20 protein-coding genes are annotated in these 22,006 nt (G+C 59.6%); 8 read left to right on the top strand and 12 right to left on the bottom strand.

Annotated elements, in window-relative coordinates:
* Positions 1-512: 512 nt before the first annotated feature.
* Positions 513-1,067, top strand: coding sequence for a histidine phosphatase family protein (locus K7H94_RS03110; protein ID WP_152390455.1), 555 nt, complete (start codon positions 513-515; stop codon positions 1,065-1,067).
* A 15-nt stretch (positions 1,068-1,082) separates the two neighbouring features.
* Here the strand turns inward: K7H94_RS03110 and K7H94_RS03105 are convergent, their stop codons facing one another.
* Entirely contained in the window at positions 1,083-2,036 is a 954-nt protein-coding gene (locus K7H94_RS03105) for a YncE family protein (protein WP_021506763.1), read from the bottom strand.
* Between the two features lie 416 nt (positions 2,037-2,452).
* Here K7H94_RS03105 and K7H94_RS03100 point away from each other — a divergent pair, with 416 nt between their 5' ends.
* A complete protein-coding gene (locus K7H94_RS03100) occupies positions 2,453-3,472 on the top strand; it encodes a glycosyltransferase family 32 protein (protein ID WP_222951627.1) in 1,020 nt (339 codons plus the stop codon).
* Here the strand turns inward: K7H94_RS03100 and K7H94_RS03095 are convergent.
* Positions 3,446-4,369, bottom strand: coding sequence for a LysR family transcriptional regulator (locus tag K7H94_RS03095; protein ID WP_021506761.1), 924 nt, complete (start codon positions 4,367-4,369; stop codon positions 3,446-3,448). The two genes, K7H94_RS03100 and K7H94_RS03095, sit on opposite strands and share 27 nt — an antisense overlap.
* Before the next feature lie 120 nt (positions 4,370-4,489).
* Here K7H94_RS03095 and K7H94_RS03090 point away from each other — a divergent pair, with 120 nt between their 5' ends.
* From K7H94_RS03090 to K7H94_RS03080, 3 genes are all read left to right on the top strand, one after another.
* Complete coding sequence (locus K7H94_RS03090) at positions 4,490-4,879, top strand: tautomerase family protein (RefSeq protein WP_058757180.1); 390 nt, start codon at positions 4,490-4,492, stop codon at positions 4,877-4,879.
* Between the two features lie 210 nt (positions 4,880-5,089).
* A complete protein-coding gene (gene opgB, locus K7H94_RS03085) occupies positions 5,090-7,390 on the top strand; it encodes a phosphatidylglycerol--membrane-oligosaccharide glycerophosphotransferase (RefSeq protein ID WP_222952016.1) in 2,301 nt (766 codons plus the stop codon).
* Positions 7,391-7,586: 196 nt separating this feature from the next.
* Positions 7,587-8,351 (top strand): hypothetical protein, encoded by a 765-nt coding sequence (locus K7H94_RS03080; protein ID WP_222951626.1) that lies wholly within the window; start codon positions 7,587-7,589, stop codon positions 8,349-8,351.
* Positions 8,352-8,376: 25 nt separating this feature from the next.
* Here K7H94_RS03080 and K7H94_RS03075 read toward each other — a convergent pair whose 3' ends face one another.
* Positions 8,377-9,087, bottom strand: a complete 711-nt coding sequence (locus K7H94_RS03075) for a GNAT family N-acetyltransferase (protein WP_104093737.1) — start codon at positions 9,085-9,087, stop codon at positions 8,377-8,379.
* Between the two features lie 105 nt (positions 9,088-9,192).
* Here K7H94_RS03075 and pdxR point away from each other — a divergent pair, with 105 nt between their 5' ends.
* Positions 9,193-10,644 carry a MocR-like pyridoxine biosynthesis transcription factor PdxR gene (gene pdxR, locus K7H94_RS03070; protein ID WP_222951625.1) on the top strand — a complete coding sequence of 484 codons (1,452 nt, stop codon included), beginning with the start codon at positions 9,193-9,195 and terminating at the stop codon, positions 10,642-10,644.
* On the opposite strand, the gene K7H94_RS03065 is transcribed toward pdxR, so the two are convergent.
* The 4 genes from K7H94_RS03065 to K7H94_RS03050 form a co-directional block, all read right to left on the bottom strand.
* Positions 10,634-11,128, bottom strand: coding sequence for an RcnB family protein (locus K7H94_RS03065; RefSeq protein WP_031279558.1), 495 nt, complete (start codon positions 11,126-11,128; stop codon positions 10,634-10,636). The two genes, pdxR and K7H94_RS03065, sit on opposite strands and share 11 nt — an antisense overlap.
* A 39-nt stretch (positions 11,129-11,167) precedes the next feature.
* Positions 11,168-12,505, bottom strand: a complete 1,338-nt coding sequence (locus tag K7H94_RS03060; RefSeq protein WP_245001390.1) for a serine hydrolase domain-containing protein — start codon at positions 12,503-12,505, stop codon at positions 11,168-11,170.
* Between the two features lie 111 nt (positions 12,506-12,616).
* Positions 12,617-13,399: a MetQ/NlpA family ABC transporter substrate-binding protein gene (locus tag K7H94_RS03055; protein WP_152390451.1), complete on the bottom strand. Its 783-nt coding sequence runs from the start codon at positions 13,397-13,399 to the stop codon at positions 12,617-12,619.
* An 18-nt stretch (positions 13,400-13,417) separates the two neighbouring features.
* A complete protein-coding gene (locus K7H94_RS03050; protein WP_222952014.1) occupies positions 13,418-14,437 on the bottom strand; it encodes an isopenicillin N synthase family dioxygenase in 1,020 nt (339 codons plus the stop codon).
* Between the two features lie 206 nt (positions 14,438-14,643).
* Between K7H94_RS03050 and K7H94_RS03045 the strand changes: the two genes are divergently transcribed.
* Entirely contained in the window at positions 14,644-15,327 is a 684-nt protein-coding gene (locus K7H94_RS03045) for a YecA/YgfB family protein (RefSeq protein ID WP_058771427.1), read from the top strand.
* 49 nt (positions 15,328-15,376) lie between these two features.
* Here K7H94_RS03045 and K7H94_RS03040 read toward each other — a convergent pair whose 3' ends face one another.
* Together K7H94_RS03040 and K7H94_RS03035 are read right to left on the bottom strand one after the other, a co-directional pair.
* Entirely contained in the window at positions 15,377-16,330 is a 954-nt protein-coding gene (locus K7H94_RS03040; protein ID WP_222951624.1) for an alpha/beta fold hydrolase, read from the bottom strand.
* A gap of 71 nt (positions 16,331-16,401) precedes the next feature.
* Complete coding sequence (locus K7H94_RS03035; RefSeq protein ID WP_241492987.1) at positions 16,402-17,541, bottom strand: MFS transporter; 1,140 nt, start codon at positions 17,539-17,541, stop codon at positions 16,402-16,404.
* A 321-nt stretch (positions 17,542-17,862) separates the two neighbouring features.
* Between K7H94_RS03035 and K7H94_RS03030 the strand changes: the two genes are divergently transcribed.
* Positions 17,863-18,483 (top strand): TetR/AcrR family transcriptional regulator, encoded by a 621-nt coding sequence (locus tag K7H94_RS03030; protein WP_222951623.1) that lies wholly within the window; start codon positions 17,863-17,865, stop codon positions 18,481-18,483.
* 33 nt (positions 18,484-18,516) lie between these two features.
* On the opposite strand, the gene K7H94_RS03025 is transcribed toward K7H94_RS03030, so the two are convergent.
* The 3 genes from K7H94_RS03025 to K7H94_RS03015 form a co-directional block, all read right to left on the bottom strand.
* Positions 18,517-19,563 carry a DUF1176 domain-containing protein gene (locus K7H94_RS03025; protein WP_222951622.1) on the bottom strand — a complete coding sequence of 349 codons (1,047 nt, stop codon included), beginning with the start codon at positions 19,561-19,563 and terminating at the stop codon, positions 18,517-18,519.
* A 79-nt stretch (positions 19,564-19,642) separates the two neighbouring features.
* Complete coding sequence (locus K7H94_RS03020) at positions 19,643-20,821, bottom strand: arabinose transporter (protein ID WP_222951621.1); 1,179 nt, start codon at positions 20,819-20,821, stop codon at positions 19,643-19,645.
* 43 nt (positions 20,822-20,864) lie between these two features.
* Positions 20,865-21,734 carry an SDR family oxidoreductase gene (locus K7H94_RS03015; protein ID WP_021506745.1) on the bottom strand — a complete coding sequence of 290 codons (870 nt, stop codon included), beginning with the start codon at positions 21,732-21,734 and terminating at the stop codon, positions 20,865-20,867.
* Positions 21,735-22,006 lie beyond the last annotated feature (272 nt).

The following is a 22,006-nucleotide window of genomic DNA, read 5'->3' as shown; positions in this document are numbered from 1 at the left end:
CCCCGGTGGCGACGTTCAGTAGGCAAACCTGGATGAAAGGTCAGTAAAGAATTCCCTGGTGTTGGAATTCATCTATTTGCCTGATTTCGCCGATGTTTTTTTCATCGATCGCATTAGCACGGCAAATGTAACTGGGTCATCTCAAGGCCAACTTCGTCTCTGGCACCGTGAGTTGTCACTGTGAAGACAGTCTATCTACGCGCGTAGATAAATCAAGTGATCAACAGGAAAATAATTAACTTATCTTCACAATGGTGCAGGAGAAAAAGATAAAAACGGCGTTAATTCATGACATTACATTACAGCCAGCATCATTAAAAAATCCACGCACGCTGCGTGATTAACGACTATTGCTTATCATTGGCAAAAACGGCGACCAAACTTTCACCGCGCCGTTTTCGCACATTTCAGTTAAGTTTTGATGACACCCGGGCATTATTCTTAAAACCGCCCGGGCCGCGCGAAATCCTGCGCGCCTGCAGTAGACAGGATGACCTTCACTCAGGAGCATTATGACCATTATCCTCATGCGACACGGCAAGCCAGACCATCCGGTAAGCGGGCGCTTTACGGCGCGGGCGCTGGCGGACTGGTGTGAAGGCTACGACCAGGCGGTGATTTGTGATGCGCCGCCGCCGCGCAGTATGGCGATTGCGCGCATGGCCAGCGTGATTGCCTGCAGCCCGTTGCCGCGCGCGCGTTCGTCGCTGGCGCGGCTCGGTCTGCAGGCGCAGGACGTGGATGAGGTGTTCAGTGAAGTGGCGATGCCGCAGCTGCCGTTTGCGCGCCTGCATCTGCCGCTGACGCTGTGGCTGGCGCTGCTGCGCCTGCTGTGGCTGTGCGGTTACGCCGGGCGCGTGGAATCCGTGCAGCATGCCCGGCAGCGCGCGCAGCGGGCGGCAGACAAACTGATTGCCCTGTCGCAACAGGGCACGGTGCTGCTGGTGGGCCACGGTATTATGAACAAACTGATTGCGCGCCAACTGCGCAAACGCGGCTGGCAGGCAGAAAAACACGCCAGCAGCCGCCACTGGAGCAGCGCGATTTATCACCGGCCGTTTATTTGATGGCGGCCGTCGCACTCAGGACGACAGCTGAAAGTAGCTCAGGACTTCGCAGCCGGTGCCAGCCTGCGGCGTGGCGATGACCTTCATCTGCGTCAGATCGATCAGGCTAAGCGAACCGTCACCCTGATTAGCGATCAGCAGGCTGCGGTTATCGGCGCTAAAACAGCCATCCATCGGCTGATTGCCGACCGCAACGTCACCCAGCGGATTAAGCAAGTCGTCAAACAGCGTCACCACTCCTTCCCCGTCGCCAATCGCCACCAGCCGCTCACCGCTGGCGCTGAAGCGCACCACCTGGCACGGCTGCTGATGGCCGGGCAGCGTGATGCGCTGGCGGATACGATGGCTCTGACGATCCACCACGTACAGCAATGGCGCATCTGCCGCGCTGGCCACCAGATAGGGGTGCTTTGGCGAGGCGGCAATGCCGGCAATCGGTCCCGGCAGCAGGATGTTGTCAATAATGCGCCCTTCCGCCTCGCACAGATCCACCACCGTGATGCTGGCGTCCTCTTCGTTTTCAGTAAACAGCTTGCGGCCGCTGGGCGACAGCGTCAGCCGGTGCGCGTTGTGCGACGGCAGCCGGATGGTTTTCTCCAGCGTATCGCTGTGCGGATCGATCACCGCCACCGCGGCACTGTGTTCACAGCACAGATACACTTTGCCATCGCGTCCCAGCTGGCCGCTGTGCGGCGCCTTGAGCGGTGACAGATCGATAAAGCCGCGAATCTGCCGCCGGCGCAAATCGATAATCGCCACCTTGTGCCCCGGATGCGGATTGTCGCCGTGGACGCCATCACCGTAGATCGGCACATACGCCTTCTCCAGCGCGGGCAGCATCAGCAGCTCATGCGGTCGCGGCGGTAAGGCATTCAGCTCCTGCTCAACGGCGAAGCTGTCGGGATTGAGAAACAGCACGCGGTTGCCCTGCTTATCAACCGCCAGTAACCCACGCTTGTGTGGCTGCATAGTGCCTCCTTTTTTTCGTTGCCTGCTCTAAGCGTAGCTAACCTGCCTCCGCGTTGGGCAAGCGGCGGCTAGGCCAGGGGAAAATACAGCGCGGTTAACGGACCGCCGATCGCTCATTTTTTATTCCGCGCCGCGGCCTGCGCCTGCAGGAGGTTATTTTATTAGGAATAGTCTTAATCAAGTAAAAATAAAAAACGCCGTACCTCATCATTTTATTGATACCTCTTTTTAGCCATCCCGGATCCCGGCGTTTCCGGTAAATCTGAAAGCGAAAAAAATTCGTAGCCTTGCCGCTGCGGATCGATTATTAAGCAAGGGTAGTCTTTTTACACACAGCCGTCAGGACACATAAGCGCGCTCAAGCCGCCAGCATCAGGGAATCTTTGCTCCCCATAATCACAATAATCAGGTGCATCATGACAAAAAAACGTCTCCAGCCAGCCCTTACGCTCTGGCAACACTGGCAGAGAATCGCCTTCACCGGCCAGACATTACTGCAGAAAAAACAGCATACTGCGCTCTGCGCGCCGGAATATGATCCCAGCGAAGAGGACAATATCGTGTTGCTTTCGGGTGAGAAAGCGCTGCCGGAAATACCCAAAAAAATCTGGATGTACTGGGACAATGAATATTTACCGAAATCGATGGCGTTAAATATCCAGCAGCTGCGTCAGGATAATCCCGACCATCAGGTGTATGTATTAAACCGTTTAACGCTTAAAGAAGTCCTGCCGGATTTTATTTTTACCTCGACACAATTAAGCGAGCAGCAAAAAAGTGAAGTCATTCGCCTCGAATTATTATTACGCTACGGCGGCATTGCGATTGACTGCAGCACGCTGTTATTTGAAGACCTGAGCTGGGTGCACCGTGCGCATCAGGAACGCCGCATGGATGTGATTGGCTATTACCGTGAAATTGCCACCGTCAACTATCTGGCACCGGTGATTGAAAACTGGTTTCTCGCCGCTGCGCCCAATAATCCTTTTATTCGCGAGTGGCAAAAACAGTACGCGCCGATCAAGCATCTGGGGGCGCACAACTATTTTAATGAGCTGGCAAAGCGCGATGATTTTGCCCTGCTGACGCAGAAAATCGCCGAGCCGGCTCAGCAGCTGGGTTCGCTGGCGCAACAGGCGGCGATGCGCGAACATCGCCGCGTGAACCTGTATCTGCGTAAATGCGAGGCCAACGCGTATTACTATCAGCGGCTGAGCAACTGGCAAAGTGACGCCTTTGCGCACACGGTGCTATTCCATCAGCGCCCGCATACGCCGCCGCCGGTGATCAAGCTGAGCGGCATTGAGCAGCTGCATCTCGACTTCAATCTGCGTCTCGGTAACTACAACCGTCGCAGCCTGCTGGGGGCGATGATGCAGCCCAGCGCCCCGCTCAGCGCGCCGCTGGCCTCACCCATCAACAAAGCGCGTGCGTAGCCAGTGGATAAAGGTGGTGACGGCACGCGGTACCTGCGCTGCGTAAGGCCGCACCACCCACAGGCGGTCGGCAAAGGCATCGACCGCCTGCCACTCCGGCAGCACCTGCTGCAGCGTGCCGCTGGCCAGCGCCGCGCTGGCGCTGAAGTCCGGCAGCATAGCAATGCCCAGCCCCTGCAGCGCAGCGTCACGAATCGACTCGCTGTTATTAGTGGCGAAATTACCCTGAATCTTCACCTGCACCGTTTCGCTGTCATCGCTGTGCAGACGAAAGCGCCACTGCGGCGACTCCAGCCCGCGCGGATAATAGAGGCAGTTATGCTGCTGCAGCGCCTGTGGCGTATCTGGCGTACCGTGACGGGTCAGATAGTCCGGCGCGGCCACCAGTAGCGTGCGCGTTTCACACAGCGGCAGCGCGACGTGCGTTTCCGGCAGCTGCTGGCTGTGGCGAATGGCGAGATCGAATCCTTCGCTGCCCAGCGACACCAGCCGATCGCTGACGTTGAGCTGCAACCGTACCTGCGGATAGTCGCGCAGAAAGTCGCCGATAATCGGCACCAGCTGCTGCCGGGCAAACGCCACCGGCGCGCTGATGCGCACCAGACCGCGTACCGGCCCGGCTTCGTCACGCACGCTAAAGAAGCTCTGCGCAATGCGCGCAAACGGCTCACGCAGGTCGTCCACCAGCTTTTCACCGGCCGACGTCAGCCGCACGCTGCGCGTGGTGCGCTGCACCAGCGCCACGCCCGCCATCTGCTCCAGTTCTTTGATTTTCTGGCTCATCGCCGCTTTACTGACATCCAGGCGTTCAGCCGCGCGGGTAAAACTGCCCTGTTCCGCCAGCACCGTCAGCCAGTGCAAATGCACCCAGAGTGCATCGGTTTTAATTTCTTTCATCAGGATTGTTCAAAATAATAAATAATCATTTTAATCAGCGCGCTTTTTCTTTCCGGCAGCAAGCGGCAGCATAGCGTTTCATCCTACTCTTTCCGCGTGGGCAAAAACGAGGATTTATTGATGCCGTTACTGACTTTTGATGTTATTCAGGGCCGTTCTGAAGCAGAGATTCGTACCTTACTCGACGCCGCGCATCGCGCAGTACTCACGGCATTTAAGGTTCCGGCGCGCGATCGTTACCAGATTGTTCATGAAAACAAGCGTTATCAGATGGTCTTTCAGGATACCGGGCTGGGCTTTACGCGCAGCGACAATCTGGTGATGGTGCGCGTGTACACCAGCCCAAGAAGTGAAGAACAGAAAACGCACTTCATGGCAGAGTTAGCGCGCGAGCTGCGGGAGAATTGTGGCGTGCAGGGCAACGATCTGATGATCAGTTTTATCACCAACAGCAAAGGTGACTGGAGCTTTGCCGACGGCGAAGCGCAGTATCTCACCGGTAAGTTGTAACGCCCGCGCCCGCCCTGGCTGGCAGCAGCGCGCCGGTTGCTGCCAGGCTAAATCAGACTCCGCCTAAACCCGCCTTAAACGATTCGCAATGCATCGCACAAATCTGGTTGGATGTGTTGCAGCCCTGTGACAGCCAATATAGATTGACGCAAAACCCCCGCAGAGGGCCGCAGACGCAGGTAACGCGTTCTTTTTACTTAATGTGAGGATCTGCCGTTGGAGTTGCTTTCAATAGTGCTCTTTTTGGCTGCGATCGCAGTCTATTCGTATAAAGCCGGGCGAAATAAATTCTGGTTTATTCTGATCTTGCTGCTGCTCACCCTGTTCATCGTGCTCAACGCCACGCTGTATGCCAGCAACTATTTTACCGGCGATGGCATCAACGATGCGGTGCTCTATACCCTGACCAACAGCCTGACCGGCGCGGGCGTGAGCAAATATGTGGTACCGGCGCTTGGCTTGATCATCGGCCTGTTTTTACTGTTCTGTTTTCTCTCCTGGGTGCTGCGCCGGCATAAACGTCCGCATCATCTCGGCTGGAGCCTGCTGGCGATCGCCTGTGCTGCCGGCTCGGTGCAAACCACGCCGGCGTTTCGCCAGGTGAAAGAGCTGATCGCCTCCCACGCGCGCCAGGCTGACTCGGATTTCGAAACCTATTACAAAACGCCGAACAAGCAGATTAACGCGCCGAAGCTCAACCTGGTGTATATCTACGGCGAAAGCCTTGAGCGCACCTACTTCGATCAACAGGCTTTTCCTGGCCTGGCACCGGAGCTGAGCCGCGAAAAAGATCACAGCATTGACTTCAGCAATACCGAACAACTGCCCGGCACCGATTACACCATCGCCGGCATGGTGGCGTCGCAGTGCGGTATTCCGCTATTTGCGCCGTTCGACGGCAACGCCTCGGCTTCGCTTTCCAGCTTCTATCCGCAAAATATCTGCCTCGGCGATATCCTCAAACACTCCGGCTATGAGAACTGGTTTATTCAGGGCGCAGACCTGCGCTTTGCCGGTAAAGACACTTTTTTGCTGTCACACGGTTTTGACGCCGCCAACATGTACGGCTCGCAGGAGCTGAAGAGCCGCGTCGCCGACCCCAGCTACCGTAACAACTGGGGCTTTTACGACGATACGGTGATGGATGAAGTGTTTGAAAAGTATGAGGAGCTGTCGCGTCAGCAGAAACGCTTTGCGCTGTTTACGCTCACCGTGGACACCCACCATCCGGACGGCTTTATTTCGCGCAGCTGTCAGCGCAAAAGTTACAGCTATGATGGTAAACCCAACCAGTCGTTTAGCGCGGTGGCCTGTTCCCAGGAGCACGTGGCGCGCCTGATTGCCCGCATCAAAGCCTCGCCGTGGTTTAAAAACACCGTGATTGTGGTGAGTTCCGATCATCTGGCGATGAATAACACGGCGCATCAGTATCTGATCAAGCAGCCGCGCCGCGATCTGTTTATGGTGATCCGTGGCGATCAGCCGCAGGCCGAGGTGCTGGACGGCAAGCGCAGCACGCTGGATAACGGCGCCACGGTGCTGGATATTCTCGGCGGGGATAACGCGATTGGCCTTGGCCGCAGCGGGCTGTCTTCGGCCTCGCTCTCCAGCCAGTTCGATGACATGGCGAAGAAGGTCACGGCGTGGAAAGCCGATATCATTCAGCTGTGGAATTTCCCCAGCCAGATGAAGACGTTCACCATCGACCAGCCCAAAAATACCTTTAGCTTCTCGGGCGCGACGTTCAGGCTGCCGATCCTGTTCCGCGTATCCGATCATCAGGTAGAGCCGCTGCCGGAAGGCGAATACGCCGCGCCGCTGCGCTTCCAGCTGGCCGATTTTGCTGCCAGCGATAAGTTTGTCTGGGTCGATCGCTGCTTCAAAATGGGCCGGCTGTGGCAGCCGGCGCTGGCGCTGTCGACCGATCTCTGTCTGGCGATGGGCCAGACCGGCGGACAGCCCACGGTGACGCGCATCGACCAGCCGGTGTGGCAGGGCAAAGCGCAGTTCCCGCAGGTGAAGGTCAATGCGGCGACCTATCAGCTCAACGAGCAGCAAATGCGCATCGAGGATAATGCCATTCGCTACCAGGCGGACAGCTTCCTGCTGACCGTGCCGGGCGCGCCGGCCAGCGTGAAGCGCTTTAGCGGTATTTCACGGCCGGAAAGCTGGGGGCGCTGGTCGAACGCCAACCTCGCGCCGGAGGTGAACATTGAATATGTCGATCCGCTGCCGGCGCGTTTTGACGTGGTGATCACTGCACGTGCCTATGGGGCTAACGCCCATCGACCGATTCCGGTGCGCGTCGGCGATCAAGTGCAGCAGCTCAATCTGGGTGACGCGTTCTCCACGCAGACGCTGCATTTCACCAATCCCGGCGCCAGCCGCAACCTGATCATCACGCCGCCAGAACCACAGCTGTCTAATCTCGGCAACATTCCCGGTCAGGATCCACGCAAACTCGGTATCGGCATGGCGGAAATAAAAATAATTCCGCAGCCCGAAAAGTGATAAAAATGCGTGCCAGACCAGGGCCTGCCAGCGTGCAGGCCCTTTTTATTGCCGCTTAGCGTTACTCTTTGTACGAATTGATATTTTTCGAGACGTCGCGCAAAATCCACATCATCACATGGTGAAACTATCACCACCTGGATAACCTTGCAGGCAACAGGAAAGGCGACCAGGAGCAACAGGGATGATACCGACGATGATGAACACCCATAAGGCATTTAAAGCGCTGCAGCAGGCGGGCGTGGCCGATCACCAGGCCGAAGTGATGGTCGACATTTTTGCCGAAATGCAGCAGGAAAACAGCCTGACCAAAACGCACCTTTCGCAGGCCATGGAAGGCGTGATGCGGGCAAATCACGCCACCTCGCAACGTGTCGATAAACTGGCACAGAGCCTCAGGCATTTTGAAAATGAGGTCCGCCATACGTTTAAAGCCATTGAGCTGCGGTTTGACAACGTCGATGAGCAATTCAGGAAAATTGATCAACGCTTTGAACAAATCGATCAACGCTTCGAAAAAATGGATGCGCAATTCAGAGAAATCGATAAACGCTTTGAAAAAGTGGATGCGCAATTCAGGACAATCGATCAGCGTTTTGAACAAATCGATGAACAATTCAGGAAAATTGATCAACGCTTTGAAAAGATGGATGAGCAATTCAGGAAAATCGATCAACGCTTTGAAAAGATGGATGAGCAATTCAGGAAAATCGCTCAACGTTTTGAGCAAATCGATGAACAATTCAGGAAAATCGATCAACGCTTTGAACAAATCGATGAGCGATTCAGGCAAATTGATAAACGCTTTGAAAAAGTGGATGAGCGCCTGCTGGATCTCGACCATCGCATGCAGCTCGGTTTCAATGAGCTCAAACGCGATAATCTCTGGCATCGGCGGCTGATGATGGCGATGGCCAGTGCCTTTGTGTTGTCAGCCGCCAAATATATTTTTGCCGGTTAGCCGGGCAGCCAGCCCGGCGCGCGCGTCAGGCCTGACGTAATGTCTCCAGCCTGGCGCGTTGCTGCCCACGGGCGTCGAAGTTATCTGCCGCCAGCCAGCGCTCAAAGCCCAGCTTCACCTGCGGCCATTCGCTGTCGATGATAGAGAACCAGGCGGTATCCCGGCTGCGATTTTTATACACCACCACCTGACGAAACGTGCCTTCATAACGGAAGCCCAGCCGCAGGGCGGCGTTGTACGACGGCTGGTTACAGCTGTCGCATTTCCACTCGTAGCGACGATAGCCGAGTTGTTCGAAGGCGTAACGCATCAGCAGATAGTGGGCTTCGGTGGCCATGCGGGTTTGCTTCAGCAGCGGTGAGAACACCACAAAGCCGACCTCCATCACACCGTGCTGCGGTTCAATGCGCATCAGCGCCAGCGAGCCGACCGCCTGCCCGCTTTGCCGGTCAATAACCGCGAAGTGCAGGTAATCCGGACTCTGCTGGCACTGCTGCGCAAATGCCAGATAAGACGCTTCATCGTCAAAGCGCCCGACCGGCAGCCAGGTCCAGTCGCGGTCATCTTCCGCCAGCGCATAAGCCGCATACAGCTCGCGACCGTGACGTGCGGCATCCAGCGGCTCCAGCCGGCAATACTGGCCGGTGAAAATCTGCCCCTGCGGCAACGGGCGCGGCTGCCACGCCTCCAGCGCCGGGCCGATGGGTTGTCCATAACGATTGGTCTGCGATGACATACGGCGATTCCTTCTGTGTGAGAGTGACAGCGTGCAGCGTGCCACTTTGCTGGTTCAGGAAAAAGCGCCACAATGTGACAAATCGATAGATCCACGGAGGCGCCGATGCGTGCATTAAACCGGCAATCGCTGCTGCTGGCACCGCTAGAGGCCGACGGCAGCCTGACACTGCAACAGCAGCTGTATCAGCGGCTGCGCCAGGCGATACTGAATGGTCAGCTGGCGGCGGGCACGCGCCTGCCGGCGACCCGCCAGCTGGCGGCTGAACTGCAGGTGTCGCGCAATACGGTGATCGCCGTCTGGTCACAGCTGCAGGCGGAAGGATTTATCCTCAGCGACCGCCAGGGAAGCCGCGTCAGCCGGCTGGCGCACACGCCGCTGTCCGCGCAGGCGTCCGACGACAGCACCGACTGGCCGGTTTCCGCGCGCGCTGCCCGGTTGCATTCGCTGCATCGCCTCTCCAGCCAGGAGCTGGCGCTGCGCCCGAGCACGCCGGCGCTGGCGCATTTCCCGCTGGCGCAGTGGCGTCGCGCGCTCAATCAAACCGCGCAGCAGGCACAGCTGCTGGGCTACGGCGATCCGCTGGGTGAGCTGGCGCTGCGTGAGGCGCTGGCGCAGCATCTGGCGCTGGCGCGCGGCATGCGCTGTGCGCCGCAGCAGATTGTGATTACCGAAGGTGCGCAGCAGGCGCTGACGCTGTGCGTCGCGCTGCTCACCAATCGTGGTGACACCGGCTGGGTGGAAGAGCCGGGCTATCGCGGCGCCAAAGCGGCGATGCGCCTCGGCGATCTGCAGATCGAACCGATTGCCGTAGATGCGCAGGGACTGGCACCGACAGCGCAGGACTGGCAGCAGCGCCCGCCACGGCTGATTTACACCACGCCAACGCATCAGTATCCCACCGGCGCGATCATGAGCGCCGCGCGCCGGCTGGCGCTGCTGGCGGCGGCACAGCGGCATCAGGCGTGGATTATCGAAGATGATTACGACAGCGATTTTCGCTACAGCGGCGAGCCCATCGCCGCGATGCAGGGCATGGCGCAGCCGACGCCGGTGATTTACATCGGCTCCTTCAGCAAAACCCTGTTTCCGGCGCTGCGCATCGGCTACATGGTACTGCCCGCCCCGCTGCTGCCGCGGCTGCGGCCGGCCTTGCATGAGCTGTTACGCGGCGGTAACCGGCCGGAACAGCAGGCGCTGGCGCTGTTTTTACGCAGCGGGGATTTCAATCGCCACCTGAGCAAAATGCGCCGCCTGTATCGTCAGCGACAGGCCACGCTGCGGGCTGCGCTACAGGAGACATTTGGTGCTCAGGTGCCGCTGCTGGGCGGTGAGTGCGGCATGCATCTGGTGTTGCCGCTGGCGGATACGGTGGATGATGTGGCGCTGACGGCGCAGCTGTTTCGCCATGGCTATGCGCCTGGCGCGCTGTCCGGCTTTTATCTGGGCGGGCAAAAACAGCAGGGACTGGTGCTGGGATACGGTAATACCAGCACCAGTCAGATAATGGCAGGCGTGGCGCAGTTAGCGCGCCTGCTGCCGGGCATTAACCCTTGAAGAAAATGTCGCCGGATTTGCCCATCACGATCTTGCCGCTGTCGTCAGTGATCAGGATGTAGTTAGCGTTGATGTAAGCCCAGTGCGTGCCTTCCTGCGGTGCAGGCAGGTGGCGCGGCTGCCACTCAACGATGGTGTACTGCTTTTTACGGTACTCATCCGGCACGACGTCACCGACTTTATACTCTTTGTAATCGATGATGATGGTGTGCAGATCGTAATTATTGGCGGCGGATGGCGCTTCACCCGGACCGTTTTGTGACGGGCGAATCGGCGCGACATCGCCACTGGATTCTGCCGGTTCACTGCTGGCGGGCGCATCGCTGGTGGCCGCTGGCGCTGAGGCGTCCGGTGCGGTTTGCTGCACCTGCGGCGGCATCGGTACGCTATCGGTTTGCTCACCTTCTGCCAGTGCTGCTGGCGTCAGGCTTAAAGCGCCCAGAAAAATTCCTGCTGAAAGAAGGGTGACGTGTGTCCTGCGCATTGGTGATTTCCACTCTGGTTAATTATTTAACTGTCCCATTTACTGACAAGCGCCACGTGCGGAAGGTTCCCGCGCCGCGCTTTGCGCGTCAAATTTCGCTCCACAGCATACCTCAGGCGGCGCGCTTTGCTGAGCAGCAAAATTGCAAGCAACCGTGTTCAGCACCCGGCGATCTTTACGCGCCAAATCACGCAGCAGCGCAATGCCGAGATAGTTGCTCCAGTTGAAGGCATTTTGCAGCACCACGATGGCATTGCCGTGGGCGCGATCGTAGCCAATAAAGCTGGCATAACCGCCAATATACCCCACCTGATAAGTGATCTGCTGCTGATCATAGGTATCGGTTACCCAGGCGATATTCTGCGCCTGGTTGCCATGCTGCTCATAAGGATAATTGACCTGCGCCAGCGCCTGACCGAGCGCGCCGTGCGCATCGCTGTGCAGATGCGCATCGAGGTAGCGAATCAGATCGCGCGCATTGCTGTACAGGCTGGCGGCCGCCACCATATTGCCGCGAAAGGCCCAGTCCGGCGTCAGCTGACCACGCGCGATCAGTTTCGGCTGATCGCCGGCGTGGCCCAGCGCGCGCCACGGATAGCCGCGCAGGGTTTGCGGATGGAAGCTGCTGCTGGTCATGCCGAGCGGACCAAACAGCTGATGCTGCGCCAGCGTTTCAATGTCCTGATGCAGGCGATGCTGCAGAATATAGCCCAGCAGCGCATAGCCGAGATTGGAGTACTGCGCCGCCGGGTGCGCGGGGGCGCTGAAATCGGCCAGATAACTCAGCACGGCATCGCTATCCAGATTGCCGTAAAAATTTTCGCCGCTGCGCAGGTAAGCCATAAATTTCAGGAACATCGGCAGATCCATATCCTGACGCGGCAGCCCTGAGGTGTGCGTGACCAGCTGCAGCAGCGTGATACGTTTTGCATCCTCACTCAGCGGCACGCCGCGCGGCAGCAGCGTGGCCAGCGTGTCGTTCCAGTGCAGCTCGCCGCGATCCACCAGCCCGATAATGACCTCCGCGGTAACGCCTTTGCTCAGCGATCCCAGCGCAAACAGCGTATCCGGCGTGATGGGATAACGCTGACGCGCATCGGTGACGCCATAGCTGTAAAACTGCGGCGCGCCGCGCTGATGAATAATGGCGATGCTGATGCCGGTCACCTGCTTTTGCTGCATGTAGTGGCGCACAATGTCATCGACGTTTTCATGGAAGGAGGCGTGGGAGAGATAGACGCGATCGCCCACCGGTGCGGACGTTTGCGACAGCGTTCCGCAGCCGCTGAGCAGCAGACACAGGGCTGACAGCCGCAGGTGCAACCATGCGCGAGAAAGCGTCAGCCGCTGAAGCCTGACGAAGCGGGAAGTAGCCATCAATTGATAAGTTATTTTTTACGTTATGCAGCAGGTGCCACTGGTGTTGGTGGCGAAATATACCACAGAACAGCGGGTGCGCCACCTGTCAGCCGCAGGTGGCGCCGGGCATTATTGATTAACCGGGATAACCGATCCTTTGTAGTGCTGGTTGATAAATTCAGCAGTTTGCTTTGATTCGAGATCTTTCGCTAACGCGAGAATGCGCGGGTCGCTGGCCAGCTTTGGCGTGGTGACCAGCACGTTGGCATAGGGATTATCCTTTGCCTGTTCTAGCGCCAGCGCGTCTTTTGACGGCACCAGCCCGGCCTGCAGGGCATAGTTACCGTTAATAATCGCCAGCTGCGCATCATCCAGCGCGCGCGGCAGCTGCGGCGCTTCAACTTCAATGATCTTCAGATGGTGCGGGTTGTCACTGATATCCGCCGTGGTCACCAGCGTACTGGCGCTGCGGCTTTTCAGCGTAATCAGGCCGTTGGCCTGCAGCAGATAGAGCGCGCGGCTCAGGTTAGTGACGTTGTTGGGCACCGCCACCTGCGCACCATCCGGCAGATCTTTCAGTGATTTCACTTTGTGCGAGTAAATCCCGAGTGGCTCAATATGTACGGTCGCCACCACGGCAAATTTTTCGCCCAGCGCTTTTTCCTGATCGCGCAGATAAGGCACATGCTGGAAATAGTTGGCATCGACGTCGCCACGCGCCAGCAGCTCGTTGGCGTTTAAATTGCCGTTAAGCTCGATCACCTTCAGGTCGAGCTGTTTGTCGGTTTGTTTGATGTAGTTGAGAATCTCACTGTGCGGCACCGGATCGGCGGCCACGCGCAGTGCCGCGGCGGACGCCACGCTGCTGAACAAGGCCATCAGGGCCAGTGACGCTATCATCGTTTTCTGCATGGGCTTTCCTTACATTTCTTATGATTTCACTGTGCTTAATGCATCAGCGTAATAGCGCTGCGCCACATCGCGATGGGAACGCAGACGCCCTTTGAGGTAGTTCCAGCCCACTTCGCGCAGCAGCGGATTGTCAGGATCGCTGGTCGGACCGTGGGCTTCTGCCGCCAGCTGCGGCGGCAGTTGATACAGCGGTACTTCGGCATCCAGCTGCGCGCCGAGGAAAAAAGCGATCGACACGCGTTCACGATTAGCCGGCGGCGACACCACGCGGTGTACGGTGGCGCGCAGATACCCATTGCTGGCAATCTCCAGCAGTTCGCCGATGTTAACCACGAACGCGCCCGGCTTGGGCAGCGCATCCACCCAGTGATCGGGTGACACTTCCACCTGTAAACCGGGCTGATCGTCCTGCAGCAAAAAGGTGAGAAAGCCGGAGTCTTTGTGCGCGCCGACGCCCTGCTGGCTGGCTTCTGCCGCCTGACCGGGATAACGAATCAGCTTGATGTGCTCATTGGGCTGGGTGCCATACAGCGCGTCGAACGCATCCGGCGGCAGCGCCAGCGCTTTGGCAAAGGCCCGCAGCAGGCGCAGCGCGATGGCGGTCATCGCCTGCTGCCAGGCGTGCATCACCGGACGCAATTGCGGTAACGCCTCCGGCCATAAGTTAGGCCCCTGCAGCCGTTTCCACGCCGGATCGCCCGGCTGCAGCGTCAGCGCCGCGCGTTCGGCACCGATATCAAACTGTTCACGCTGATCGCGCTGGTCGCGGGTGTATTCCACGCCGGCATGGTTGTAGCCGCGAAAATGCGGCGAGTGGATCATCGCCACGCGCTGCTTCTCCGCCTGCGGCAGGTCAAAAAACGCCCGCGTGATACTCTGCACGTTGTGCAGCAATTGCGGGTTGATGCCGTGATTAACCAGATAGAAGAAACCGACGTCACGCGCGGTCTCGCGCAGCTGCGCCAGGTAAGCTGCCTGCTCTGCGTCCGGTAGTTCCAGCAGGGCCAGATCCAGTACTGGCAGGGTATCCGCCATGATGTTGTCTCCTCGCTATCGGTAAATCCTGCGTTTACGCTGACATTCGCCGCCGTTTCCCGCCAATACTGTTGCGCGATAAGTTATGGCGATTCCTTTTTAGGCGCACTTCGGCTATCGATATGCAAAAAGCGGTAAATCAGACGCGCTGCCGCTATAATCGCGCCCAGCAATTTTTGCCCACCAATGCACACCGCAGGAGACGCCGGATGAATCAGGGTCCGTTAACCGAAAAAGAGCTGAACTGGCTTGATGACATGCTGGAAAAATATGGCAACGAACACTCCGTGGTGGACACCGCCGAACTGGACGGCATGCTGACCGCCCTGCTCTCCGGCCCGAACGACATCGAACCGAGCGAATGGCTGGTGGCGATTTGGGGCGGTGAGAAAAAGATTCCTCAGTGGGCGAACGCGCGCGAAATGGACCGCTTCATGGCGCTGACTTTCCAGCACTTTAACGACATTGCCGAGCGGCTGGCGGAGTACCCGGAGCAGTTCGATCCGCTGTTCGGCGAGCAGGAGATGGAAGGCCAGCTGTTTACCGTGGTGGAAGACTGGTGCTACGGCTATATGCGTGGCGTGGCGCTGGATGCGGACTGGGCGCAGTTGCCGGCGGCACAGCAACCGGCGCTGCAGGCGATTGCGCTGCACGGCAGTGAAGAGCAGCTGGCGCAGCGTGAAGCCTTCACCCCGGACGCGTTTGAGGCCAGCATCGAGGCGATCCGCCCGGCGGCGCTGGAACTGCACGAGTACTGGCAGGAACAGCGCATGGCGCAGCCCGATCCGGCCCCGCAACTGCCGCATTTTGCCGGTGAAAAAACCGGTCGCAACGATCCCTGCCCGTGCGGCAGCGGCAAAAAGTTTAAGCAGTGCTGCCTGAATAAAGCCTGAGGCGGTCACGTCAACGCAGGCCAGCGCTAAAGCTGGCCTGCGCACCGCGTTATTTCCCGGACGCGAGAAATTCTATCACCGCCGCATTCAGCGGCGCGGGGCACTCTTCAGGTAACCAGTGACCGCAGCCAGGTAACACTTTGCCGGTGACCTGCGAGGCGTAGCGGCTGACCACCTGCTGCTCATAGGCACCCAGCCCGCCGTGACCGCCACCGCCAATCGCCAGCATCGGCACAGCAATTTTCTCGCGGGAGAGCACTTTATTGTCCGCCACTCCCTGATTCAGCACCCGGTAATATTTAAAGGCGGCGTTCAGGCTGTGCGGTTTTGCATAGGATTTGCTGTAAAGATCCAGCAGCGCCGGGGTGAACACCGCTTTGTTGGCGGCATGTTCTTTGATGAAATGCTCGAAGAACAGGCGCTCTTTACCGGCGATCAGCTGTTCAGCCAGCTGTCCCTGCGCCGCAAAGAAGCTGAAGTGCCACACCAGGGATTCGCCTTCGGGCGTAAAGGCCGGGAACTGATAGATACTTTCATCCGGGATTGGCGCTTCCATAAAGATGGCGCGGCGGATGCTGTCCTGATGTTTCACCAGCAGCGGATAGGTATTCCAGATGCCAATGTCGTGCGCCACCAGATCGAACTTTTTGCCGCCGGCGAACTGTTGTGCCAGCTGATAAAGCAGCGGCGCGACATCGGTGGCGCGATACGAATGCGGCACGTCAGACTGCCCCAGCCCCGGCAGATCCACCGCCACGACGGTGTGGTTTTTTGCCAGTTCCGGCATCAGCTGGTGCCACTCGTACCACGTCTGTCCGAAACCGTGCACCAGATACACCAGCGGTCCGCTGCCGCCCTTCACATAATGCAGGCGCACGCCATCCACAGTTTGATAGCTACTGGTGAAACCGGCGGGCAGCGGGAATTCATCCGCGACGGTGCTGGCGGCGGAAAACAGCGCGGCCGAGGCAAGCAGCAGGGTTAACAGTAATTTTTTGAACACGTGATTGATCTCCATTTTGTCATAATGCCATTTAAACCAGTGGGTTAAATTTTTTAAGTCAGCCCGGCAGGTCAGTGACCTTGTACGCGCTGGTGCCGCGCGCCGGCCTGGAAACCGTGCTGACGCGCCTGCAGTGCGATGAGGAAGCCAACCGCCAGCAGCAACAGCAGCGCCAGCGGGAAAGACGCCACGCCCCAGTGAGTAAGCAACACGCCACCGGCCAGACCGCCGCCGGCAATCGCGCTGTTCCACACCACCACGTTCATCGACAGCGCCACATCCGCGCCCTCGCCCGCCGCATCCGCCAGAGCCGTTTGCAGCAGCGTGGCCGCCCCGCCAAACGTCAGCCCCCACAACGCCACGCCGACATAAACCAGCAGCGGCAAGCGCGCCAGCCAGATGAACAGCAGCGAGACCAGCGCAAACAGCGCCAGACTGCCGAGCACGGCGACGCGCAGGTGGTGATCGACGAGGCGACCGGCCAGGCCGATAGCCGCCAGCGCCGCGATGCCAAACACCAGCAGCACGCTGTCCACCTGTCCGGCGAGGCCCGCCTGGCTAACGAACGGCGCAATGTAGGTGTAGAGAATGTTGTGCGCCGTCATCCACGCCAGCACCACGCCCAGCACCGGACGCACGCCTGGCGTCATGAACACCGTGCGCAGCGGCAGACGCTGATCGCTGCTTTGTCCCGGATAGTCAGGTACCCGCAGCAGCACCCAGCCGATCAGCAGCAGCGTCAGCGCTGACATGATGCCGAACGCCGTGCGCCAGCCCACCGCCGTGCCCAGCCAGGTGCCGACGGGAACGCCCAGCGCCAGCGCAATCGGTGTGCCGACCATCGCCACGGCGAGCGCTTTGCCCTGCTGATGGACCGGCACCATGCGCCGCGCATAGCCGGCCAGCAGGCTCCAGGCGAGCCCCGCCGCTGTGCCGGCGAAAAAGCGCGCCACCAGCGTCAGTGCGAAGTGGGTCGAGAACGTGGTGATGGAGTTAAAAATCAGGAAGCCGACGATAGCCAGCAACAGCACGTTACGGCGACGCCAGCCCTGAGTGGCGATGGTCAGCGGAATCGCCGCCAGCAGCGAGCCAAGCGCATAAACGGTTACGGTCTGCCCGGCCAGAGCGGTGGAAACGCCGAGGCCCGCCGCCATCTGCGGCAGCAGTCCGGCCGGTAAGGTTTCGGTGATGATGCAGATAAAACCGGTCATGGCCAGCGCCAGCAGCGCGCCCAGCGGTAGCGGCCGGGTTTTATCCGCGGCGGTATTCAAAGTCGTCACAATCAGCGTTCCCGATGTCATCAGCGTGCAGGTAAGGCGCGCGCCGCTCGTTGAAATTATATGTACCGATCAGTATATAAATTGGCGAAGTGCGATAACCTGTTACGGTTCAGGAACAACCCTGCGGATACGCTATCCGCCGCCCGCCGGCACAGATATATACTGATCGATACATTAGTTGACGCGCGAGACCGTTGTCAACGACTTATGTATCGATTAGTATTTAAGCATTGAGCTTAACGGAGCACTGAGATGGCCACTATGGGACGGCCGCGTACGTTCGATCGTGATGCGGCCATTGAACAGGCGATGAAGATTTTCTGGCAGCACGGCTATGAGTCGACATCGTTAACGCAGCTGAAGGCGGGAATTGCCGGCGGTATTTCCGCACCGAGCTTTTACGCGGCCTTTGGCTCGAAGCAGGCGCTGTTTCAGGAGTGTGTGCAGCGCTATCTGTCGACTTACGCGCAGGTGGTGGAGCCGCTGTGGGATGACAGCCTGCCGCCCCGTACCGCAATGGAGACCGCGCTGCGGCGCTCGGCCAGCATGCAGTGTGAGTCCGGTCATCCGCTGGGATGTATGGTCGGCCTGGGCGTGATGAGTGCGCCTTCCGCCGAACACGCGGATGTCACCCAGCCGCTGGCGCGCTCACGCGCCCGCACGCTGGCAGGCATGACGGCCTGCGTGCAGCGCGGCATCGACAGCGGCGAACTGCGCGCCAACACTGATGCCGCCGCCATCGCCATCGCCCTCGATGCTTTTCTGCTGGGCGTGTCGGTGCTGGTGCGCGACGGCGTCAACGGCGCGCAGATCGATACCGCCATCGCCCACGTCATGGCCGTCTGGGATGCGGCAAAATCCGTGACGGATTAAGCATCCCTGCCGCCCGGCGTTGCGCGCTGAGCATTACCCCGCCGGTTTGACTTCGGTGACCAGCGTTGGCAGCTGCCATGCGCCGCCGGCGCGGATGGCACGACACATGCCGGTGGTGGCCTCGCTGCTCTGCACGAACTGGCGGCCATTCCACACCCATGCAGCGGTGCTCCAGCAGTCACCAATGCCGCGCCCTTTCTGCGCTTCGCTGATCACGCCGTCGTGATAATCAGATCCGGAATCGGTGATCAGCTGCGGCGTGCCCTGCAGCGCGTTATCCAGCAGCCAGAAACCGTAGCCTTCGTTGTAAGCCCCGCGCCAGCACAGCGCGGCGATCAGCACGTGCTGCGCATCCACCGGCGTCAGCGTAGGCGGTTCTGCGCCCTCTTCCGGCTGATCGTCGGATGGCGCGAGATTGTCACAGCTGTCGTCGTCAGTCAGCGAGGCAATCAGCTTTGGCTTGACCTGTGCCAGTTCATCTGGCGTCAGCGGGCGCGGCGCGGCTTTCAGCACGTGGACCTGCTGGATCACCGGCATCGCCACTGCCGCCGGTACGCTGGCTTCCGGCTGGTTGCCTTTACGCACCAGCGCGCCCGGCGTGTTCAGCCGTCCCTGCGCCTCATCCATTTTTAACAGCGTGGCAAAAGCCCCGTTGCCGGAGAGCTCAAACGGCTCGGCCGCACCGCGAAACTCCACTCTGGCGCTGCCTTTGATGGCGGCGATCAGCGCCTGGGTCTGCGCGTCGCTTAGCGTCCACTCATCGTTCTCCGCTTTGCTGACTTCGCCCAGCGCGCGATCGTCAATCCACAGCGCCAGCGCATTTACCTGCTGCGCATCATCGTCGCCGGTATCGGCCAGCACCACGCGCCCGTGCGTCAGGCTGTCTGGCCCGCCGGCGCGCGTCAGCAGCACCGATCCGCCCGCGCCCTCTTCGGCGCTGTAGCCGGCGGCGCGGCAGGTCAGCGTATTATCACAAGCCAGCTCCCAGTCTTTATGGCTAAACGAGACGCCTTCGTCGGCCCACAACGGCGTGCTCAGGCTGGCGAACAGCGTCAGCGCCAGCAGCAATCGGCTTTTCATGCCATCTCTCCCTAATGGTAAAGGTGGCTAGTGTGATGATTTTTGCGGCGCGGGAGAAGTGAATTTTTTGCGGCGGGTCTTATTCCATCGCTGCCTGTGGTTGTGGCTGACGCGCCATCAGGCTCAGCGCCACCAGCATCGCCAGCGCCACGGCAATCGCGCCAGCGAGATACACCGAAGCCACGCCGCGGTGGGCGGCCAGCGCGCCCGCCAGCGGACTGGTGATCGCCAGCGCGATATCAAGAAACGCCACGTAAGCCCCCATCGCCAGGCTGCGGGTGTGCGGCGGCGCACGACGTACCGCTTCCACGCCGAACGCCGGAAAGGCCAGCGAATAGCCAAAACCGGTCAGCGCCGCGCCGAAATAAACCAGAGTCGCGTCATCAGCGCGCCAAATCAGCAGCTGACCGCAGGCTTCAATCAGCACGCATACCAGCGCGACGCGCGCGCCGCCCAGCTTATCCGGCAGATGGGCAAAGAACAGGCGCGCCGCGATAAACGCCACGCCAAACGCGGTGAACGCCAGCGACGCGTTGCCCCAGGCCTTGGTCGCAAACAGCAGCGCGATAAATGCGGTGATCATGCCAAAACCGACGCTGGCGAGCGCCAGACCCAGCCCGGGCCGCCATACCGCGCCCATGACTTTGTAGAACGGCGTGCGTTTGGTCGAGGTCGGTGCGACGGCGCGCACCTGGGTGATAAACATCAGCGGCAGCAGCGGTACCACGATGATCGCCATGGCGATGCCGGTGAAGTGCCAGCCGTGATAAATCGCCACGCCCAGCGGCGCACCCAGCGCCCAGGCGCCGTAAATCGCGATACCGATCCACGCCATCACTTTACCGGCATTGGCCGGTCCCACCAGCCCGAGTCCCCAGCCGAGCGCGCCGGTGGCCAGCAGGCTCTCGCCCAGCGCCAGCACCACACGCCCCAGCAGCAGGATGGCCACCGAGCTGGCAGGCCGATCAACGAACAGCAGCGAAATCAGGTAGATCACGCCGGAACTCGCCACCACTAACAGCCCGGTCAGCACCGCGCGTTTTGCGCCGCGCATATCGGCGAAGTTGCCCGCCCACGAACGCGTCAGCAGCGACGCGACAAACTGCGCGCCGATGACCGTGCCGATCGCCAGCGTATCCATACCGAGATTCTGCTGCAGATGCAGCGGCAGCACCGGCAGCTGCATCCCCATGGTGAGAAAAGCGATAAACACCGCCAGCGTCACCGGCAGCAAGGTGATAAATACATTATTTTTCATCGATATAATCCAGAAAACTGCCGCACGCAGCGGCAGCGTGATATCAGAGATGGGTGTAATAGGCCGGCGTATCGAGCTCGCTCAGCAGGTCCGGGCGGGTTGCAGACCAGTCCAGCAGCGTGCGCGTGCGCTGGCTGGAGACCGCCATGTTGCCCGCCGCCATATTGGCGAACCAGCCAAAATGTGCCCGGTCGCGTTCCCCGCTGGGCAATCCGAGCTGGCGTCCGATCGTCTCCGCGATTGCGCGGAACGGCACCGCCTCATCGGCCACCGCGTGATAAACGCGCTCGGTGACGCCCTGCTCCAGCGCCAGCCGATAGACGCGCGCCGCATCGCGACGGTGCACGCCGGACCAGCAGTTCTCACCGCTGCCGCACCAGGCGGAAATCCCGCTCTCACGTGCCAGCCGCACCAGAATCGGCACGAAACCGTGATCGCCGAGGCCATGCACCGACGGCGCCAGCCGTACTGTCGCCACGTGCACGCCGCGCTGCGACAGCGCCTGCGCCGCCGCTTCCGACTGACGCGGTGACACCGGCTGCGGCTGATCCAGCTCCGTCGCCCCGCGCGCCATACCGGACAGGCCGGACGTCACCAGCAGCATGCGATCCGATCCGGCAATCGCCTCGCCGAGCAACTCGATCACCTGACGGTCCTGCTCGCAGTTCTGCACGAAGCGCGAGAAATCGTGGTTAAAGGCGGTATGAATGATGGCGTCCGCAGAACGCGCGGCGTCACGCAGCACGTCAGCATCCTCCAGCGAACCGCGAATAACCTGTGCGCCAGTGACGGCCAGCGCCACGGCTTTTTCCGCCGAACGCGCTAACCCGGTAACCTGATGGCCCGCCGCGATCAACTCTTCCACTACCGCTGAACCCACCCAGCCAGTGGCCCCGGTGACAAATATCTGCATGGTCTTTTCTCCTGCACGTTAAAACGCGAGTGTTTCGTCGTGTTGATATGATGCGTGCTGTGGAGCGGTGGCGCTAATCGCATTCATTTTTCATCGTGAAGCTACAGCCTGGAGCGCATGAATACTGATTCGCAGGCAACATGCCTGCATTGAACCCGTTACAGAGTTCAGGTTTTACTGGCTTTTTTGCGTTAATTGCTCAGCTATTGAACAGATGCAGGCTTGCACACATACTTTGCGCCAGAAGCGATATGATTAGGTGATTATGACAA

The sequence above is a fragment of the Pantoea dispersa genome (genome assembly GCF_019890955.1).
Lineage (GTDB): Bacteria > Pseudomonadota > Gammaproteobacteria > Enterobacterales > Enterobacteriaceae > Pantoea > Pantoea dispersa.
This window is presented reverse-complemented; position numbering and strand designations above follow the sequence as displayed.

Coding starts and splice junctions, on each gene's coding strand:
- K7H94_RS03110 (WP_152390455.1), top strand. CDS start 513: ATGACCATTATCCTCATGCGACACGGCAAGCCAGACCATCCGGTAAGC.
- K7H94_RS03055 (WP_152390451.1), bottom strand. CDS start 13,399: ATGCAGAAAACGATGATAGCGTCACTGGCCCTGATGGCCTTGTTCAGC.
- K7H94_RS03060 (WP_245001390.1), bottom strand. CDS start 12,505: ATGGCTACTTCCCGCTTCGTCAGGCTTCAGCGGCTGACGCTTTCTCGC.
- K7H94_RS03090 (WP_058757180.1), top strand. CDS start 4,490: ATGCCGTTACTGACTTTTGATGTTATTCAGGGCCGTTCTGAAGCAGAG.
- K7H94_RS03100 (WP_222951627.1), top strand. CDS start 2,453: ATGACAAAAAAACGTCTCCAGCCAGCCCTTACGCTCTGGCAACACTGG.
- pdxR (WP_222951625.1), top strand. CDS start 9,193: ATGCGTGCATTAAACCGGCAATCGCTGCTGCTGGCACCGCTAGAGGCC.
- K7H94_RS03065 (WP_031279558.1), bottom strand. CDS start 11,128: ATGCGCAGGACACACGTCACCCTTCTTTCAGCAGGAATTTTTCTGGGC.
- K7H94_RS03015 (WP_021506745.1), bottom strand. CDS start 21,734: ATGCAGATATTTGTCACCGGGGCCACTGGCTGGGTGGGTTCAGCGGTA.
- K7H94_RS03020 (WP_222951621.1), bottom strand. CDS start 20,821: ATGAAAAATAATGTATTTATCACCTTGCTGCCGGTGACGCTGGCGGTG.
- K7H94_RS03025 (WP_222951622.1), bottom strand. CDS start 19,563: ATGAAAAGCCGATTGCTGCTGGCGCTGACGCTGTTCGCCAGCCTGAGC.
- K7H94_RS03035 (WP_241492987.1), bottom strand. CDS start 17,541: ATGACCGGTTTTATCTGCATCATCACCGAAACCTTACCGGCCGGACTG.
- K7H94_RS03105 (WP_021506763.1), bottom strand. CDS start 2,036: ATGCAGCCACACAAGCGTGGGTTACTGGCGGTTGATAAGCAGGGCAAC.
- K7H94_RS03080 (WP_222951626.1), top strand. CDS start 7,587: ATGATGAACACCCATAAGGCATTTAAAGCGCTGCAGCAGGCGGGCGTG.
- K7H94_RS03095 (WP_021506761.1), bottom strand. CDS start 4,369: ATGAAAGAAATTAAAACCGATGCACTCTGGGTGCATTTGCACTGGCTG.
- K7H94_RS03075 (WP_104093737.1), bottom strand. CDS start 9,087: ATGTCATCGCAGACCAATCGTTATGGACAACCCATCGGCCCGGCGCTG.
- K7H94_RS03030 (WP_222951623.1), top strand. CDS start 17,863: ATGGCCACTATGGGACGGCCGCGTACGTTCGATCGTGATGCGGCCATT.
- K7H94_RS03045 (WP_058771427.1), top strand. CDS start 14,644: ATGAATCAGGGTCCGTTAACCGAAAAAGAGCTGAACTGGCTTGATGAC.